General features: G+C 40.2%; 16 protein-coding genes and 1 other annotated feature. Of the genes, 5 read left to right on the forward strand and 11 right to left on the reverse strand.

All coding sequences use genetic code 11. From position 1 onward, the window contains the following. Positions 1-8 precede the first annotated feature (8 nt). Together H6G79_RS07175 and H6G79_RS07180 are read left to right on the forward strand one after the other, a co-directional pair. Positions 9-764 carry a cobalt-precorrin-6A reductase gene (locus H6G79_RS07175; protein WP_190588335.1) on the forward strand — a complete coding sequence of 252 codons (756 nt, stop codon included), beginning with the start codon at positions 9-11 and terminating at the stop codon, positions 762-764. Between the two features lie 235 nt (positions 765-999). Next, positions 1,000-1,263, forward strand: a complete 264-nt coding sequence (locus tag H6G79_RS07180) for a helix-turn-helix transcriptional regulator (protein WP_199331466.1) — start codon at positions 1,000-1,002, stop codon at positions 1,261-1,263. Between the two features lie 179 nt (positions 1,264-1,442). Here the strand turns inward: H6G79_RS07180 and H6G79_RS07185 are convergent, their stop codons facing one another. Together H6G79_RS07185 and H6G79_RS07190 are read right to left on the reverse strand one after the other, a co-directional pair. Further along, on the reverse strand, positions 1,443-2,231 hold the full coding sequence (locus H6G79_RS07185) for a metal ABC transporter ATP-binding protein (protein WP_190588282.1): 789 nt from the start codon (positions 2,229-2,231) through the stop codon (positions 1,443-1,445). Between the two features lie 41 nt (positions 2,232-2,272). Continuing rightward, positions 2,273-3,268: a metal ABC transporter substrate-binding protein gene (locus H6G79_RS07190; protein WP_190588281.1), complete on the reverse strand. Its 996-nt coding sequence runs from the start codon at positions 3,266-3,268 to the stop codon at positions 2,273-2,275. 322 nt (positions 3,269-3,590) lie between these two features. On the opposite strand from H6G79_RS07190, the gene H6G79_RS07195 reads away from it, so the two are divergent. Beyond that, entirely contained in the window at positions 3,591-5,294 is a 1,704-nt protein-coding gene (locus H6G79_RS07195; protein WP_190588280.1) for an iron uptake porin, read from the forward strand. A 232-nt stretch (positions 5,295-5,526) separates the two neighbouring features. Here the strand turns inward: H6G79_RS07195 and H6G79_RS07200 are convergent, their stop codons facing one another. From H6G79_RS07200 to H6G79_RS07225, 6 genes are all read right to left on the reverse strand, one after another. After that, the gene (locus H6G79_RS07200; RefSeq protein ID WP_190588279.1) at positions 5,527-6,165 is read right to left on the reverse strand and encodes a ThiF family adenylyltransferase; all 639 of its coding nucleotides are present in this window, start codon (positions 6,163-6,165) and stop codon (positions 5,527-5,529) included. Between the two features lie 202 nt (positions 6,166-6,367). Continuing rightward, on the reverse strand, positions 6,368-7,198 hold the full coding sequence (locus tag H6G79_RS07205) for a hypothetical protein (RefSeq protein WP_190588278.1): 831 nt from the start codon (positions 7,196-7,198) through the stop codon (positions 6,368-6,370). 259 nt (positions 7,199-7,457) lie between these two features. Further along, positions 7,458-7,513 (reverse strand) — a sequence feature (23S ribosomal RNA rRNA prediction is too short). A gap of 327 nt (positions 7,514-7,840) precedes the next feature. Then, complete coding sequence (locus tag H6G79_RS07210; RefSeq protein ID WP_190588277.1) at positions 7,841-9,274, reverse strand: vWA domain-containing protein; 1,434 nt, start codon at positions 9,272-9,274, stop codon at positions 7,841-7,843. A gap of 194 nt (positions 9,275-9,468) precedes the next feature. After that, positions 9,469-9,849, reverse strand: coding sequence for a 50S ribosomal protein L7/L12 (gene rplL / locus H6G79_RS07215; protein ID WP_190588276.1), 381 nt, complete (start codon positions 9,847-9,849; stop codon positions 9,469-9,471). Between the two features lie 348 nt (positions 9,850-10,197). Then, positions 10,198-10,917 (reverse strand): hypothetical protein, encoded by a 720-nt coding sequence (locus H6G79_RS07220; protein ID WP_190588275.1) that lies wholly within the window; start codon positions 10,915-10,917, stop codon positions 10,198-10,200. A gap of 474 nt (positions 10,918-11,391) precedes the next feature. Further along, positions 11,392-11,592, reverse strand: a complete 201-nt coding sequence (locus H6G79_RS07225; protein WP_190588274.1) for a hypothetical protein — start codon at positions 11,590-11,592, stop codon at positions 11,392-11,394. A 1,196-nt stretch (positions 11,593-12,788) separates the two neighbouring features. Between H6G79_RS07225 and H6G79_RS07230 the strand changes: the two genes are divergently transcribed. Both H6G79_RS07230 and H6G79_RS07235 read left to right on the forward strand, forming a co-directional pair. Beyond that, entirely contained in the window at positions 12,789-13,994 is a 1,206-nt protein-coding gene (locus H6G79_RS07230; RefSeq protein ID WP_190588273.1) for a choice-of-anchor A family protein, read from the forward strand. Positions 13,995-14,098: 104 nt separating this feature from the next. Further along, positions 14,099-14,683 (forward strand): HD domain-containing protein, encoded by a 585-nt coding sequence (locus tag H6G79_RS07235; protein WP_190588272.1) that lies wholly within the window; start codon positions 14,099-14,101, stop codon positions 14,681-14,683. 9 nt (positions 14,684-14,692) lie between these two features. On the opposite strand, the gene H6G79_RS07240 is transcribed toward H6G79_RS07235, so the two are convergent. The 3 genes from H6G79_RS07240 to H6G79_RS07250 form a co-directional block, all read right to left on the reverse strand. After that, positions 14,693-15,337 carry a restriction endonuclease subunit R gene (locus H6G79_RS07240; RefSeq protein ID WP_190588271.1) on the reverse strand — a complete coding sequence of 215 codons (645 nt, stop codon included), beginning with the start codon at positions 15,335-15,337 and terminating at the stop codon, positions 14,693-14,695. A 216-nt stretch (positions 15,338-15,553) separates the two neighbouring features. Further along, a complete protein-coding gene (locus H6G79_RS07245; protein ID WP_242048224.1) occupies positions 15,554-15,739 on the reverse strand; it encodes a hypothetical protein in 186 nt (61 codons plus the stop codon). 98 nt (positions 15,740-15,837) lie between these two features. Continuing rightward, positions 15,838-19,428, reverse strand: a complete 3,591-nt coding sequence (locus H6G79_RS07250) for a tetratricopeptide repeat protein (protein ID WP_190588270.1) — start codon at positions 19,426-19,428, stop codon at positions 15,838-15,840. Positions 19,429-19,438 lie beyond the last annotated feature (10 nt).

The following is a 19,438-nucleotide window of genomic DNA, read 5'->3' on the forward strand; positions in this document are numbered from 1 at the left end:
CTGAGTATATACGTGTTTTAATTTTGGGTGGAACCACAGAAGCGGCGGAACTGGGTGCGAGAGTTGCAACTATTGACGGGATTGAAGCGATCGCATCTTTAGCCGGTCGCACCCGTGAACCCTCACGTCCCTCTGGAAATGTGCGAATTGGTGGTTTTGGTGGCGTGGATGGACTGGTAGAATATCTGCGTCAAATGAAAGTTGATGTGTTAATTGATGCTACCCATCCCTTTGCCAATCAAATATCTGACAATGCGGCGGCGGCAGCCAATGAAGTCGGGATACACAGATTAATGTTAATCCGTCCCGCGTGGGAGAAAACAACAGGCGATCGCTGGATTGAAGTAGAAAGTAATGCAGCCGCCGCCGATATTTTGCCAAACCAAGCCAAACGAGTATTCTTAACAGTAGGCAGACAAGAACTTAGCACCTTTGCCCATCTTCAAGATATATGGTTTCTGATGCGGATGATTGACCCGCCTGGAAAAGATACTTTAGTACCACCAGGAATAATATTGTGCGATCGCGGCCCTTTTATCCTAGAAAATGAACGGAAAATTATAGTTCAGCACAACATTGATACCATTGTGAGTAAAAATAGTGGTGGTGATGCAACTTACGCTAAAATTATTGCCGCGCGAGAACTAGGCGTACAAGTTGTTATGGTCAAGCGTCCCTCAGTTCCAATGGGAGAAAAAGTTGCAGATGTTGATGGTGCAGTGACTTGGTTATTAGGTAAATTAGAAAGTCAGAGTATAGGGTAAAATATTTCAGTTAAGGCTAAAAATTCTAGTCAATATCATCAATATTTTGTTGTTGGACTGCGAGATCCCCGACTTCTTGAAGAAGTCGGGGATCTAATAAATCCCATAACATATCATCTACTATATATACTTTTTAAGTAAACAAATGATTCAAAATACTCCTATATCAACTATAGATAGTGATATTGCACCCGCAACTACCGCAGAATTTCTCCATATTGAAAAAGCCCAACGTATGGCCGAATTTTTTAGCTTTTTAGGTGATCCTAATCGGTTAAGAATTCTTTCTTTTTTGGCGCAAAAAGAATTATGTGTGAGCGATTTAGCCACATTATTAGATATGAGTGAATCTGCTGTTTCACATCAACTCAGAAATTTACGTGTCATGCGGTTAGTTAACTATCGCAAACAAGGCCGCAATGTATTTTATCGTCTCCACGATAATCATATTCTCCATCTTTATCAGGTAGTAGCTGAACACCTTGATGAACCTGAATGAAGAAGGCAGAAGTCAGAAGACAGAATGAATACCCATAAATAAATATTAGAGGCTTAAAAACCAAGAGTTGCGGAGGTAATAATGTCTCTCTAAAACCTCCTGCCTTCTGCATCCGGTTGGTGAGCGGACTTGTACTGAGCGCAGCCGAAGTAGCCGAACCACAGCCTCCTGCCTTCTATTTAATTATGATTATGGTGATAACGGGTAAAACCAGGGCCATAAGTTGCTAACAAATTTTCAGGTGATAAAGCAAATTCTGGTTGACCAGTACAAACGACGGTTTGATTGAGACAAAGCACGCGATCGCAATGACGACTTACCATATCAATGTCATGGGAAACTTGTAAAATCGTCCAGCCTTCTTCTTGTTTCAACTCATTGAGTAAAACATAAAAATCGGCTGCACCTTGCATATCAACCCCAGCAAAAGCTTCATCTAACACCAACAGTTTTCGCGGCATAACTAAACAATAAGCTAGTAATACTCGCTTTAGCTGACCACCGCTAAGAGTTCCGATGGGTTGATTCCGCAGATGATAAACTCCAGTGCGTCGTAAAGCTGCTGTCACTGCTGCTGTTTTGTCGCGGTTTTGTTTCCATAATCGAGAAAATAAAGTATGTTGTGTTTTGGCTTTTGGCTGTTGACTTTCTTTCTGCCATCCCAAAGCAATTAATTCACTCACAGAAATAGGAAAACTGCGATCAAAAATGAAATTTTGTGGCATGTATCCCAACCAGTGACGCAAATTTCCTAGTTTAGTAATAGGAGAACCAAAAATTTCTACACTGCCAGCATTTCGTGGTATTAAGTCTAAAATGGCTTTTACCAAAGTGCTTTTACCCGCACCATTTGGCCCAACTATCGCCGTATCTGTTCCTGGGAATAATTCAAAAGAAACATCTCGAATCGCTAAATAACTGCCTTGATATACAGTTAAGCCATCTACTTTTAAAAGAGGTAAGTTCATAAATTAAATTTTGAAAATAACTATAAAATAAGATATTTAGCTTACTGACATGCTGATTCTAAAGTTTGCAAATTTAATCTCATTGCTTTGAAATAGTATTGCGGGTCTTTTTCACCTGTTTCTAAAGAATTTAGAGTTTGTAACTGTAATTTTAAATCTTGCGACAGACTTTTCAGCAATTTATTATCTACACCTGGTTCGCTAAACAAAGCTTTAACTTTGTATTTTTTGACTGTATTCACTACTTTTTGGACATCGGTAGGTGATAATTGATCTTCAGGAATTTCCACTACAGCAACTTGTTTGAGGTTATAGCGTTGCGCTAAATATGGATAAGCATCATGAAAAGTGATAAAAGTACAGTTAGGCTTTTTTTGTAAAGCTTGCTGAAATTCATTATTTAACTTGTCTAATTCCTGAATATAAGCCGCCGCATTAGCTGTATAAACATCTTTATTTTTAGCATCAGCAGCAATTAATCCATCTCGAATATTCATTACCTGCTGCTTTGCTAAAACCGGATCTAACCAAACATGAGGATTTCCCTCTGCATGGTCGTGGTCATGGTCTTTTTCTCCTGATGTGGTAGTTTCTACCGGAGAAATTTCATTTAAAGCTTTAATACCTTTACTCGCATCAATTTCAACTAATTGAGGATTTTGAGCATTTTTAACTGTATTTTCCAGAAATTCTTCTAAGCCCAAACCATTTTTAACTAATATATTAGCTGTGGCGATCGCTTTCACGTTATCTGGTGTTGCTTGATACTCATGCACCTCTGTACCAGGAGGCACTAAAATTTGCACATCAGCCGCATCACCAGCCACCGCCTTAGTCAACAAGTAAATCGGTAAAAATGTTGTGACAACCTTGGTTTTAGATGATGTTTGAGAAGTTGCTTGTGCTTGTGGTGAACTCTCAACACTATTGGTTTGATTGGTATTTGCTTGGTTACAGCCGCTAATACTCACTAGCAATGTGAGTAAGGAAATTAACGGCAAAATACCTCTAGCTTGTCTTTTACGAGTCTTAGTCATTGGCTTTCTCCCACAACAGGAGATTTGTTTACTGGTTATCACTACTGACAATGATACTTATTTTGAAATCTATATTATAATAATTATCATTCTCATGCAATCTATCCCAGGATATTTTTGTGTCTGCCAACACAGCAGATTTTTGTAAATCGTGGTTATTACTACCTCGACTGGTGACATCCTGTCAAAGATTAAATATTTATTGACTTTATTTATTAAAAGAGTTACTCAGTACTGATAATATTTTGAGAATACTTTTTAAAAGTGTGATGAAAATAGCACAGTTATAAGTGCTACAGACGGTAAAGAAGTGTGAGGGAAAATGCAGAAACCATTGTCTTATTTACTGCTGATTTCAGCAGTTAGCAGCAGCGTTATATCAATCAATAATGCTACTTTTGCCGAAGAAATATCAACTACATCAGAAGATAAAAATCAGCCATTAGTTGTTACGAGTTCTGAAAAGCCACTTGAGAATTCCCATCAAGAACAGACAATGGCACAAGTTACATCTGTGTCGCAATTGTCGGATGTACAACCTACAGATTGGGCATTTCAAGCATTGCAATCATTGGTAGAGCGTTATGGTTGTATTGCAGGTTATCCAAATAGTACTTATCGTGGTAATCGCGCACTTACACGCTATGAGTTTGCGGCAGGTTTAAATGCTTGTTTGGATAGAGTTAACGAACTACTAGCTACCGCCACGGCTGATTTAGTCACCAAAGAAGATTTAGCCAAATTACAGAAACTCCAAGAAGAATTTGCCGCAGAATTAGCGACATTAAGGGGTCGCGTAGATGCTTTAGAAGCACGCACCTCTGAGTTAGAAGCAAATCAGTTTTCCACCACAACCAAACTCAGTGGGACTGCGATTTTTGCACCAACCAGCTTTTTTGCAGGCGATCGCGCCAACGGTGAGAACCTGGATAGAGGAACTTCTTTTGGCGATCGAATCCGGTTGGATTTCAACACCAGCTTTACTGGTAAAGACTTATTAAGAACCCGCCTACAAGCCACTAACTTAAATGCTTTGTCGGCTTCCACCTTGACACCAGAAGGGGATTTACGCTTTACAAACAATGACACCTTCAGTTCGGGAAACAATAATAGTGTGGAAATAGACGCACTGTTGTATAGCTTCCCTCTAGGCGACAAAACCACTGTCATTCTAGAAGCTAACGCTGGTGCGGCTGATGACTTTACTAACACAGTCAATCCATTTTTTGACGGTGATGGTGACTTTGGGGCATTGTCTGTATTTGGTACACGCAACCCGATATATTATCCCGTTGATGGTGCGGGAATTGGTCTGAGACACCAATTTAATGACCAAATAGAATTAAGTTTAGGTTATTTAGCTGGTAGCCCTGATGATCCTACCTCTGGAAATGGTTTATTTAACGGCGCGTATGGTGCGATCGGACAGTTAACAGTCCAACCGACTAAAGGTTTGACTCTCGGCTTTACCTACGTTAATTCCTATAATGCAGACTTAGGTGCAGGTAGTAACCGCGCTAACTTGCGTACTGCTTTGGCAGATAATCCTTCTTTGCCAACTTCTTTGAGTCAATTTGCTGGTGGAGATTTGCCAATTTCCAGTAATTCCTACGGTTTTCAAGCATCCTTCCAACTTAGTCCCAAATTTGTGATTGGTGGTTGGGTTGGCTATACCAACACCCGTACCTTAGCCGCAGTTGATGTAAATGGTAGTACTATTCCTCGCGGTGAACTAGACATTTGGAACTATGCTGTTACCCTCGCCTTCCCAGATTTGGGTAAAGAAGGCAGTGTTGGTGGCATTATTGTAGGGATGGAACCAAAAGTCACAGGTGCTAGTACTGGGTTGAGAAACGCTGTTGGTACAGATCCTGATACTTCACTGCATATTGAAGGCTTCTATCAATACAAACTCAGCGATAATATCAGCATTACGCCTGGAGTCATCTGGTTAACTGCACCAGACCATAATAATGACAACGATGATATTGTGATTGGCACAATCCGAACCACTTTCACTTTCTAAATCGTCAAACTTTAGCAAAAGACGCAAATATTAATTTTGCTTCTTCTTGATTATTTAATGTGACTAAAGTCATGCAATCAATGGTGACTTTAGTCTGATTTATTTGATGATGGAAGACTTAATAATAATAGAAGGCTAATAAGTCAGCTACAAGCTATTACTACTAAATCTGGGAGTTTAGTAGATACTTCATAGCTCAGGGAAAGTTATCACTTTCCCTTTTTTTATGAGTTCACAAACATAAAGACTGCACATGCAAATCTTTGAGGGTGATTGTGAAATTATGCTGCTTTTCTGTAGCAATCAATGAAACGATCGCCTCACAAGTTACAGCCACAGTTAACATTACCAAGTTTCGCGCCAGTGGATAGTCACAGACATCATCATTCACATCAGAAGGGACGCGATAAACGTCATTCCAAATGATTTCTGCATAATCAGCAGCTAAACCAGCATGAATACAAGGAATCTGCAATTGATCAGCATAATCTTTCACAGCTTGACGTGACACACTATTGTCAAAAACATCAACAATTAGCTGACTATCTTTGAGTAATTGAGATGTGTTTTCTGATGTCAATTCTTTAGTTTTGGCATCAACTTTAGTTCCAATTGCGCGGTATAAATTATTAGCCAAAATTTTCGCTTTGAATGCACCGACATCAGCACGGTAGTAAGGCTGAGTCGAAAGGTTGCGTTCTTCAATGCGATCGCGATCAATCACCGTCAGTTTATCAAAACCAGACCGCGCCAAGTTTTCTGCAATGTTAGCGCCTAATGCACCTGCACCGCAAATTGTTACAGGATAATTTTTCAACTTTGCCATAACAGCATTGCTGCGATAAAGCTGTTCGTGAAAAAATATGCTCATTATTGCTTTGCTCCAAGTTAAAAGTGAAAAATAAAAAGGCAAAAGTAAGAAGTAAAAATATAGCAGAAGGCAGAAGGCAGGAGTAAAAGTCTTACTATACCTTGCATTCAAGCTTTCAAACTGTCCTAAAATATCTGACTACCGCTATAAATATTAATCACTAAAATTATTCTCTTTTTACTTTTTACTTTTTACTTTTTACTTATGATTGTTGTTCCATTACAGCAACTAAGGATTGCAAATCAAAATCGCGATCGCGTCCACTCAGACAAATACCAGAACTAATCACCGTCAAATCAGTTTTAGCGATCGCACTACTGTGACGCACACCATCCGCAGTTGTCCAATCGACTGTCCAGTAATCACCGCGATCGTGAAATTGGTTTAAATCACCACCACCCATCTGCAAAGCTTTTTTCAATCGCTTTTCATCTTGTTTGGTTTGATCAAAACCCTCAATCCGCTTCGTTGCTAATTCATATACAATGCGAATTTCTGGAGTCAAATCTTTAAACTGCAATTCCTCCACAGGAATCAGTCGCTTCACAGCAGATTGCAGAGTTTCCACAATTATCGGATCTGTACGGCGATCGATATCCTCAAACCAGCACGATTGTCCATTCCAACGAGCGATAATTTGCTCAAATACTCCAGCCTCAGTTACTAAATGTACTGCGATCGGTTTTACTACTTGCGATCGTTGACGCACATCTACTTCATTCACCGGATATGCTAACCAAGTTTTTCCCTGTAATTGATATGCTAACCGCAGCCTGATTTGAGGAAAATGTTGCAGATATTCTCCAATTTGGGGTAAGTCGGCTTCTTCAATAACCTTTGCTGTCTTTGTATCCACAGGCTGAAAAATACCCCAACCTTCAAATTTACTCGGCTTTGGTGTGAAGGTGTAAACCATCCCCGCCACCTTTGTGCGAACTCGTCCACCTTTTACACAAGGCGCGAGAAATTCACTAGTAAATAACTCGGCTTCTGCATTAGCAATTTGGTTAATTAGCTTACGAATGTTAGTCATAAGTAGGTTTCAGATCCCCGACTTCTCAAAAGAAGTCGGGGATCTAGTTGCTAAAGAACAATTTTAAAATTGGAATATAGGACTAATATTTGATGTGGGAAAATAAGTACATTCAGACAAGATTTCTTTCCTACTCCCTACTCCCCATTCCCTACTCCCTGTTTACACGAGTACATTCGGAAATCAAACCAGATTCTCATATAATCCCGCGTGCAAGTTTGTGGAGCATTGCGTTTTCTCAGTTACTAGAGGGACTCCACTGGTGAGTTATTACACACTCTTTAAAAGATGGCTACTTTCAAGCCAACTTCCCAGGTTCTTCGCACTCCCCGTTCACAAACGCCCACTGCATTTGACAGTGTTACTTTTCCTCTCGTACTAGTATGTAGGCTCCAAGAGTCGGGTCACGCAGGATTCATATTACATCATCCTACAAAAAGTACTATAGATTGCATTTAAATCAATACGGTTAAGTTAGTAATCTCTTCTTTCTCTTTGCGCCCTACCCTGCGGGAAGCCGCTATCGCGTCTATGCGCTCTTTGCGGTACCCTTCGGGAAGCCGCTTGCGCGTCTACGTTAAAAAAAATTGCTTGAGGTTATTAGGTGCGTCACGTATAAACATAACGCACCCATTTTCGATTCTACTTATCCTCACGCACAGGCAATGGCATATCTAGAATTTCCATTAGCAAGTCTAGGCGAGAGGGACGTGTTAGCAGTGGAACAAGATTAGGTAAGCTGTAGTAGTCACCCGCGAAGGTGAAAGTTTCTACAGGTGCTTGCTGCTGCTTGAGTTGAGTTTCTACCCAGTTGTAATAAGTACCAAGACGAACAATTACAACATTAGGCATCACTGCAAACTCACGACAGTAAGTCTTATAGGCTTCACTGAAGTAAGGTGTAGCATTTTCACCTTCATCTGTCACCAGAATAATCTGGTCAACTACCTGCTTTTTCTTCCGCATTGCTTCCAATGCACAACCGATACTCGTACCACCACCTGCATTGATGTGCTGGAAGGCACGCTCCCAATCTGTTAACTCTTTGCCTTTAGCGGTGATAGGGTAGGGAATGGTATCGAAGGCGTAGACAAACAATTCTGCTTGGGTGATACCAGAGATCAGCGCCGCAAGTTGCTTACCAAGAGCGATCGCATTATCCATTGAACCAGATTTGTCAATCAACAAAGCGGTTGGACGCGCAATTGTCCCGCGTCGTTTCACCTGCTCGTTAGTGACTTTTTCTAGTCGCGCAACGGTATCTGCATCTAAGTCTGCGTTGTCTGCGGCAATCTGGGCTTTGAATGCAGCCACACGACCACTTTTAGATGCTTCTTCCAGCTTAAAATCAATCAGCTTTTTAACTTCTGGATGATCCATTGCACCCCGCGCCTGAAGTGACTTGAGGTTATTGATCACTTCTTGGGGAGTCATGCTGTTGATTAAGGCTACCAAGACAACTGGTGTAAGTTGTTTGATTGCACCGATCGCAATAGTATAGGGAATCTTAAATTCCACAATCAACCTTGCTTGTTCTGCGGTACTGTTTGCCTTAGCCAGTTGCTTCAACACATTTGCTAAAGAACCTTCTGGTGGAGTGTCGCGGAATAAAATCGCATTTGCGCGTTCGTTTGGTTTGATGTGCAGAGACGCATACAAACGCTTCATTGCTTTACGTCCTCGCAGCGCCGCGCGATCGAATAAAACCGGATTGCTTTCTCTGGTTTTGAGGTAACGTCGCACCGCAGTCCGTGCCGAACGTGGCATTTTATTTTGCTGCTGCTTCATAAAATCGACTACACGAGCCACCTGATAAGGTGGAAACTCTTGCAGCATGATAAATCCAGCATCTCTGTGTTCAGTCAAATTGCTAGTTAGCAAATGAGCCACAAACACTTCCTTGTGGTCGCGGACATCACCATAACGTTGATACCAAACTGCCAAATGTCCGTAAAATATGGGGTCGAGTTCAACAATTAACTTATGAATTTCTGCAACTTGCTCAAGTTTGCGGTGAGGCGTTGTCAGCAAACTGTTGAGCATTTCTAAACGCAAATCGCGTTCTGTAGTATTCATAATACCTCCTCAAAAAATTTTAGATTTTGGATTTTAGATTTTGGATTGCAATCTAAAATCACAAAATTGCAGGAGGCAGATGTTGCACGCGGGGTGATATTGTCACCGCGCAAGTTTTAGAAGCATTTTTGTAACTGATTCAGAGTTATGTAAGCTTCTGCGATCGGGGCGCGGCAACAACTGCCGATATTATGTTATTTGAGAGAAACAACAGCACCAGTTTCCTCTAGCTGCTGTTTGAAAGTTTCAGCCGCTTCTTGATCCAATCCCGACTGCATCACTTGAGGAAGGGAATCTACAAAGTCTTTGGCTTCTTTGAGTCCCATTCCAGTTAGCGTACGGATGATCTTGAGTAAGGTAATCTTTTTTTCCGCCGGAACCGATACCAATAAAACATCAAATTCGGTCTGAATTTGCGGTTGAATTTCATCTTCATCTCGTTTACCAATCCGAACTAATTTCGGTGTGGAACTATCAACATTGAAGGTTGCTTCAATCTGCTTGACTAATTGAGTAGTTTCGTTGGCAGTGAGAGACTTGAGTTGTTCTAAAATTTCTAAAGTTTTCACAGACATAGCAACCTCCAATGAGTTGCATTTAACTCATAATTTGTGATGAATAAAATCATATCAAGTCCGACTAAATGCTTGTCATTACGTAGGCGTAAGCCTTCCCGTAGGGTACGTAGCGATAGCGAAGTGAAGTAATCGCAGAGTCCTTGCGATTGCGGCGTTCCACTTCGTTACACTCGCAATGACTTATCACAAGTAATTTACCGGACATGAAATCACTTCATGTAAGTCGAAAAAGCTGTTGATTCATACACGGGGGTTTAACCCGTAAACTCTTGCTTTTAAGTCAAGTGCCTATTCCAATTCGGCTAGTATGTAGGCTTTTACGGTTAGGACACGAAGTGAAAAATTTTAAGTTTGAGAAAGTTGTTTTAAAATCCATCGGAGTTGTTTTTTATTACACTGTTGTTTTTTCACAGCGTAAACGCCACCGGCTAAATAATACCTATTCAGTACACCTTTAAAAATATCCTCTGTATCATCTTTTGGGTCAGGGGGAGAATCTTCAAAAGTAACGAGATACCATATATCTTTTATTTTTTGGTATTGATGATAATCATCAATGCTAATAACATCATTATTGCTTGGGTAATTCCATCTACGAGCTACTCGCCTTGCTACACAAAGAATCCCAGTTTCTGGATGAACATAGAAGCAATTGCGGTCAATCCCATCTAATTTAATTCCATACCACCGATAAGACTTCCCATACAAGACACCATCAATGATTTCTACGTGGCGTTCAACGACATCCCACAAGTGACCAATAACGTGTTGTCCTGTCATTGTGTTAGTCTTTAAACGTTGACAGAGTTTGCTATAAACATCATCCCACGGTTGTCCAACATGAGAGCGCAAAAACCGACGCAAAGGGCCAAGCTGATCTGAAGAATGCTTTGTTCTATGTCTGCAGTTGGTTTTAATTATGTAGGGATTGAATAACCCATATTCAGTTGCTTCTTGAGTGAGTTTATACAGTTGCTTTTTATAGCCTGTCTGCTTTTTTAGACTAATTCTTTTACCATGACGAGGACGTTCAATCACAACTTCGCTCAAACGATGTTCGCTCATAACTTATGTTCTTTAAAGATAGTTTTACTGATGGGGTTTTGTGGCTACATAAGTTATAGGACATCATGGAACTCACCTCTCTATGATTGAATTAATGTTTTAGTTAAATACAATTTCAATTATTGGAATTCCGCACAAGTTAGCAAAGCAGTTTTAACAATTGCCTTTACCATTTTGGCTACGCTCCCATTAGCGGGAGCGACAGGAATCGAACCTGTATATCCATTACTGGATAGTGTGTAGGCTTTACAAGTTAGGGTGCGGAATAAAGTTTAAATAATTCCGTGCGAGTTCAAAAAGCTTGTTACAACTACGGCCGTTCTTACCAAATATTGGCAGTGGACACGCACGCTAAATCTGCGAGAGACTTAGAAATCATGCTTCGCTAGATCGATCGCTCGAATTTTACTACCTTAGAGCCGTTATCAATGTGTATGTATGCTTGATGTGTCAGGACACGGAAAATTAGGGTCTTCAACCGTAGACAGCTTCAGGACGCACAATCAAGTCTCCACTAGGGCGACGATCTACTATGTAAGCAGAAAGGCGATCGCTCTTGACATCTAAATGTCGCGCTACCTGTTCTTTGACTGTTACATCATTCATCCCTGCAAAAATTCCTAGTTGTTTTTCTGCAACATCAACAGAACGTCCTTCAAATCGAATATGAACCATTGGCATCACCTCTTTTAAATTACAAATTGTTATTAGTGGTCGGACTTACGTAAGAAAACAAAAACCAAGGTTTTCGAGAAGGGTATAGGTGTAAACAACTCTTACACCCCTATACCCTTAAACCATTACACCCATTCTTAATAGAGAACCTTTGTGCGTAAGTCCTGAGTGGATCTGATCGGAATTGAACCGATACCCTCCCTGTGAGAGTTGCACTCACTCCTCATGCAAGTTGAAAAAGCCGTGGTAACACACGCAGGAATCGCACCTGCAACTTATCGTTTCCAAGCGATCGCTCTACTATTGAGCTAGTATGTAAGCTTTTTCGGTTAGGACACAAGTGGAATCCGGGAACTCTACCGTTAGAGCTACAGACCCAAGCTTGTAAAAATTAATAGAGATTATGCTTTTCTTTTGCCTTTTAACTTTTTCCTTTTACCTTATTTAATTAGTGGAGCCGTCGGGAATTGAACCCAAATCCTGCAACCGTCCGTTTGTTGGTTTCGGAGCAGTCGAACGCCAATCGCGGCCCCAAAAGTGGGTAATGCCGAAAATAGCTGTGTTTATCGAGTTATCAAGGTTCTGCAAGGATTAATCTTTGCCTTTTGAGTGGGCTGTCACCCTTATATTACATTTGTAGTATGTATTTCAGATAATGTCAAGAGGATAGTTAAAAAAGGTAGAGAGTAACACCTCGACTTCGGGTGCATCCCAGTTTTTATTACTCAGCAAAATAATAATCCTGTCATTGCGTTCGCGTAGCGTCTCGCAGAGAGGAGGCACGACGAAGCAATCGCATGGACTCGTTGTTAGTGAGGGATTTTGCGATTGCTTCACTCCACTTCGTTGCGCTCGCAATGACGTATTAAAAAAAGTGGGATGCTCCCTCGATTTCGCTCGGCGACCAGCAGAAGGAAGATTATTCCCCCTTACACCCAGCACCCTGCCCCTTATTCTCTTCAAGAAGTCGGACATCTTTTTGGGCTATATATTGAAATGATTTTGTGAACATTCCGGGACAGATTTCACCGTATAAATACTATGAAAAAATATCATCTGTATTGAATACTGTGGAAAACACGGTTATTTAACTGGTTTTATGAGATGATATTTTCTCTATAATTTCATGCTGCATTTATCTAACATTAATTGAATAGAAACTACATTAGTAAGACAGTTATTTAGTCATACTAACAATGTCGATAAAACACAAAACAAAATTTGCTGTGATTCCTTTATCTCTAGCTACAGTTACCTTAGCGAGTTTAATACAACCAGCTATGGCTGTTAATTTGGGAATCGCGCAAGACTATAACGTATTCGTGTTTGGAGACATGAATCAAAGTTCCGACTCTGAAGGTCGTGTAGCGGTTGGCGGTAATGCGACCTTCACCAATTTTGGTATTGCTGACCGTTTAGCTAATTCTAATGGCACAGATACTAGACTGATAGTAGGTGGAGATTTAACTTACAACGGTGGTCAAGTTTTTGGTGGTAATGCTGTTGTCGGTGGTAGTGTTAAAACTTCTGTGAATTTCAACTGTTCTCCGAACTGTGGTGTTAGTTCAGGTACACCGCTTAATTTTGAGACAGCACGCCAAGAATTAACTTATCTTTCTGAATCTTTAGGCGGGTTAAGTTCTACAGGTAATACAGAGTATAAATGGGGTGGAATTCATCTCCAGGGTAACAATAGTGATTTAAATATTTTCACTATTGATGGTTCACAGTTTTCTAACAGCACTTATTTGAATATTGCTGGAGTAGGCAGTAACTCTACAGTAATTTTTAATATTTTAGGTAATAGCGTCAATATTAGTAACTTTGGACTTAACCTTAATGGACTAAATAAGCAAAATATTTTGTTTAACTTTGTTGATGCTACTCAAGTAAAAACTACTGGTTTCTCGTTCTATGGTAGTGTACTTGCAACTAAAGCTAATGTCCTATTTAATAACGGGAATGTAGAAGGAACTTTAGTAGCTTCTTCGTTATCCGGTAGTGGTGAATTTCACAATACTAAGTTTGCTGGGAACTTACCTAACATACCCAAACCACAGCCTGAAACTCCAACTAACCCCACACCCGAAACCCCAACTAATCCCACACCCGAAACACCCGAAACCCCAACTAACCCAACTCCTGAAACACCTGAAACTCCAACTAATCCCACACCCGAAACACCTGAAACTCCAACTAACCCAACTCCTGAAACACCTGAAACTCCAACTGAACCGACTCCTGAAACACCTGAAACTCCAACTAACCCTGAACCACCTGTTTCAACTACCGTACCAGAACCAAGTACAGTTATGGGCTTACTTTTTGTAGTTGGTTTATTTGGCTTTTCTCGCCGGAATAAATTATCCACTAAATCAGCTATAACTGGTGAGAAAATTTAGTCAATAACCTGCAATTATGTCTGAGCGATAAGATCCCCGACTTCTTTGAGAAGTCGGGGATCTTAGATTCTAAGTTATTAAATATTTGATTTATAATTTTTGCCATGAATCAAAATCAAATTAATCCAAAAAACTGGTCACAAGAGAGTTATATTAAAGCTTATAAATTTGCTGCGATCGCACATCATAACCAAACTATTCCCGGTTCTGAATTGCCTTATATCATGCACTTGAGTTTTGTCAGTATGGAATTAATTGCTGCTTTAAACGTAGAAAAAGTAGCTAACGCTGATTTGGCAATTCAATGTGCAGTTTTACATGACACCATCGAAGATACTGGTATAACTTTTGAACAAATAAAAACCGAGTTCGGTGAAGCAGTTGCCAAAGGTGTGCTTGCATTAACCAAAGATAAAAGTTTGGCGAAACATCTGCAAATGGCAGATAGTTTAAGGCGGATAAAACAACAAACGCCAGAAATTTGGATGGTTAAGTTAGCAGATAGAATCAGCAACCTCCAAGCACCGCCACATTACTGGAGTCAAGAAAAAATTACGAAATATAGAGAAGAGGCTATACAGATTTATGAAACTCTGAAAGATGCGAGTCCGTTTTTGGCTGCAAGATTAGCTAATAAAATTGAAGACTACAAGACATATACACAATCAGAGAATGTTGAATCAGATTGATACAGTCTGTTAGTTACTAATATTTTCAGAAACCACCAATTGAGTTAAACGCTTCAGAATACGCAGTACATCGTATAATTCATTGCCAGGGTTACGCATTAAAAAACCTTTGGATAAGCTATAACGGGGTAGCTCTTCTTTAACTAATTTCACAAAAATAAACTCACTACCTGTAGCAATCATTCCAAAACTAGGTTTGTCTGGATGGGGATGTCCTAACATATAGGCAAGAATTTGTGCAAGTCCTTCTTCAATAGAAAAGGAAGCTTTTTTTGATTCAATAATCATTACCCATAATTGGTCTTGTAAGACTAAAGTATCTATTCTGCCTTTGATGAGTGTATCTTCATCTGGTACAGCAATATCTATAGGTTCTTCCGATTTGACATAAAATGGAGCTAAATAAAAATCACCAATAAAAAGAATGGGATCTACAACTGCCATTCTGACGACATCTTCTAATAAGGGAGGATAATTGAGCAGATTTAAATAACCGAATTTGACTTTATCCAACAGTTGTTTATCTAACTCTGTAATCTCAGGTAAGTCTTCTTGCCATTCTCGGAAGAATTGCTTATCTAAAATTAACTGAATTCCAAAATTATCAATTAAGTAGCGTAAATCTATATCTTTAGCTTGTAAGGTTTGAGTCATAACTTTAGCAGATTAGGAATATAGGAATCCGGTTTGATTTCTGAATTTATTTGTGTAGGTAGGGAATAGGGAATGGGGAGTAGGGAGTAGGAAAGAAGCCTGATTCGGAGTGTACTTATTTTTTTCAGAAATCAAATATTAGTCATAACTACAATAAAATTAATTCACTAATTTTTTTTAATACACTTAAAACTTGTTGTAGCTCATCTGGTTTTTCTATTGATAAAGCATAGGAACGAGCATATTTTGGCTTCTGTCTAAAGATGATTTTTCAACATCTGTTAGTAACGGTAAGTTTTCTACCCATTCAGTGAAAAAATCATTATTGGTAACTAACTCTAATCCAAAATTCTCTTCCAGTTCGTAAAGACTGATATCCCGTGCTTGGATTGTTTGTACCATAATTAATTAAAGAATAGGGGGTACAACCGTATTATATAGCAGGAAAAAAGACCTACTCTATCTGAATTATTACTCCTGACTCCTGAATTCTTTCCGAATTATCTCCATTCACCTTGCAATGTAAAGGCAGCCCAATAATAAGGTGCAGCATAAGTTTGATTCTGAAACATTTCTATTTGTGCTGCCCTTAACGCTGCCGCAGGTTTTAAATTTTTGCGTAACATATTGGTATAAAATAGTTTCATCAATTCCGATGTAGCTTGGTCATCCACACTCCACAAACTCACGACTACACGAGGACTACCCGCATACATAAATCCTCTAGTTAACCCAACTAATCCTTCTCCCTTGACTTCTTCACCTAACCCTGTTTGACAAGCACTGAGAACGACTAACTCTGCTGGCAAATTCAGGTTAAAAATATCACGGAGGCGCAAAAAGCCATTTTGAGGAGTGCCGTTACTATCAAACAACGACAGCACAACCCCAGATAATTCGGGATTTTGGCTGTTGAGGATGCCGTGAGTGGCAAAATGGATGATTTGATATTGGCTTAACTCTGGGCTGGTGGCTAAATTCCGACTAGCGGTAAAGTCTAAGGCTTGCTTACGTTCTTTATTAGATACCAGAGAAAGAATTGTCTCGGCTTCTTGGCGAGTAAAGCGCAACCGTTCAAAGTCAATGTCTGCTTCTCTGGCTGAACGTGCTAATTGTTTTAGGTCAAAGGTATCCAAGTCTGGGGTGATGGATAGCCGATTTGGGGGTTGGTTTTTGATTCGCTCATCTTTGGCAGAAAAAACAGGATCTGCAAGTACAGCTACGGTTTTTGGGGCTTTTTTACGCCCTTTGACTTCCTGACGCAGTAAAGCGATGGTTGAGGCTGAGGGGAGGGAAATAATTTCGTTGGTTGTGATTAGTGGTTGGTAGGTTTGACTGTTGGGTACTGCTAATGCCGCAATGGGGACATACTGCAAAGCGCCATCACTAACTACAACTAAGCGTTTTTTGCCGAGTTGCTGGGCAACTGGAGCGAGAATTATTTGTGACAATTCCATTGCGGCTTTGCTGCCTCTGGCGACACTTGTTCTTTGGGATGGGGCGGTTAAAGCATCGCGGAATTTCTGCACGGCTACGGCAATATCAGCACGTTTGGGTAGTTCATAACTAGTAATGCTGTTTTGGCTCACAGCCCAAAGATAACTGCGTTCTTCTCCCAAGGAGTACTCCAAGAGTAAAGTATTGTCATCTAATACTTGCTGCTGAATTTGCTTTAATGATAAGGGTTGTGGCTGGGTCAAGGCAGCGTAACGTGGACTGCTATTTTTAATTTCTGCTTGGACTTGTTGATACTGTTGCAATATTTCTTCAGTTTGCTTGTCTAAATTTTTAATTTGTAATTCCGTATATTTACCGCTTAACAGTTGGATACGCAATGTTTCTCTGGCATTGAGTTGCTGCTGTAAGTTGCGTTCTGTTTGCAGTAGTTTGGGGTTGACACCTTGACGAATATCTGCGTTTGCTTCTTGGAGTAAGTCTAAAAGACTACGCGCCCTCGCACGTTCGCTGACTTGCAATGCCAAAGCATCATAACCTTGGGATGGTTGCTTTTGATGTAGCCGCATGAGCAAGTCGATATAAAACTGATAATATTTCTGCACAGAGGCAAAGTAAGATGTCCGCAAATCTTGGCTGGTAACGTTGGTGCGGATATCTTCGACAATTTTAATGGTGTTTTCGATATGGGTGCGGGCGGCGGTGAGATTGCCTTGATCGCGTTCTGTCTGAGCTATAGAATACAGGGTGTCTGCTTCTCCGGTACGATCGCCTATCATCTGCCGCAATTTTAATTCTTGATTGTAAGTGGCGATCGCTTGTTGTGGTTGCTTTAAGGCATTATAAGTTTTACCCAAATTCCCAATAACATTGGCTTGGGCAGTTTTTAGCCCTAATTTTTGCCAGCCAGCCGCAGCTTTTTGGGAAAATTCTAAAGCTTTTTGATAGTCACCAGCCGCTAAATAAACTCTGCCAAAAAAACCGTCAGCACTGGTTTGGGCAAAGCTATTTTTTGTTTGCTGCGCCAATGCCAAAATTTGGTTAGTCGCTTCTAAAGCTTTGGGATAATCTTTTAATGATTCGTAAACGCGGACAATACCGCTAATGGCACTAACTTGACCAATTATATTGCCTTGTTCACGCCTTACCTGCTGTGCTTGGTTGTAATATTCTATGGCTTTGGGATAATTTTCTAAAGCCCGATAGGCACTGCCAATGTTATCTAAAGTTAAAGCTAGTTTATCGCGATCGCCTGTACTTTTAAATTTTTCTAGGGCTTGATTATAAGTGTCAATACTTGTTTTGTGATCACCAAGTAAACTATACACTAAACCAATATTTTTTAGTGTATTGCCTTCCCCGCTAACATCTTTCACTTCCCGTTCAATAGTTAGGGCTTGGTTATAAGTATTAATGGCTTTTTGATAATCACCTAATGAAGCATAAATTCCCCCAATTGTATCTAGAGTAAAAGCTTCCCGCGCCCGATTTTTAGTGAGACGTTGTAATGCAATTGCTTCATTTAAAGTATCAAGTGCTTTTTGCTTTTCACCCAATCGATCATATACAAAAGCCACCTGACCTAATAGTTCCGCTTCCGAGTGGGGATTACCTGCTTTTTGTAACAGCGATCGCGCTTGGTTATAATATTCTAAAGATTTTTGTGGTTCACTAAAAGAATAGCTACCAGCAAGTCCACTCATAGTTACAGCTTGCTTTGTGAGGCTAAATGCCAAAGCTACACCAGAAAGATTAGCAGCAATTTGTTGTTGCAGTTTGAGTGATTGATTGAGAGCTTCTCTAGATTTCTGCTCATCACCAATGGATAAATAAAGTACACCAATATAGTTGAGTGCATCGGCTTGTCCACCCAAATCATTTTTGGCGCGTTGAATTTCTAATGACTGTTGAAAAGCTTCCAAGGCTTTTTGTGTTTCACCCAAATTAGTATAGGTAATCCCGATAGTTTGTAAAATATCCGCTTGCCCATCTAAATCTTTTTGCTCACGTTGAATTACCAGGGCTTGATTATAAGCTTGTAGTGCTTGTTTTGTTTCACCTGCATTGAAATAAACGCCCCCAATACCTAATAAAGTTTTAGCGACAAAATCAGGTTTTTTTTCAGCACGAAATAATCGCAATGCTTGGCTATAAAATTGCAAAGCTCTTTCTGGTTGACTTAAGTTGGCGTAAGCATTAGCAAGAGAATTTAGCATTATCGCTTCGCCAAAACGGTCTTTTTGTTCGCGGCGAATATTTAGCCCTCGTTGAAAATATCCCAACGCCCGTTGGTTATCATTTTGTGTATAGTAAAGTGTGCCGATCGCTAATAATGTGGTAGCTTCATAATTGCGATCGCCAATTTGCTGCCAAATTTTCAATGCTTCTTCATATTTTGCGATCGCTGCCTGTCGTCCTGTGGCTGTACCTTGTTCATATAATTGCTGTGCTTCTTGCAGCAGTTGTTTGGCTTGTGCTGCGGCTCTTTGCCTTTCAGGAATAGTATTTTGCGGTTTTTGGGCTATGTAGAGATGATTCGCCCTAGCCGCCGTCATCATTAACTCCGATGACATCATCATAGTGACAAAGATAACCAGTGTGCGATGTGCAAACGCCGACAGATGTTTCTTTGTCATAATTGCTCCT

It is taken from the genome of Anabaena sp. FACHB-83 (assembly GCF_014697485.1).
GTDB lineage: Bacteria > Cyanobacteriota > Cyanobacteriia > Cyanobacteriales > Nostocaceae > Nostoc_B.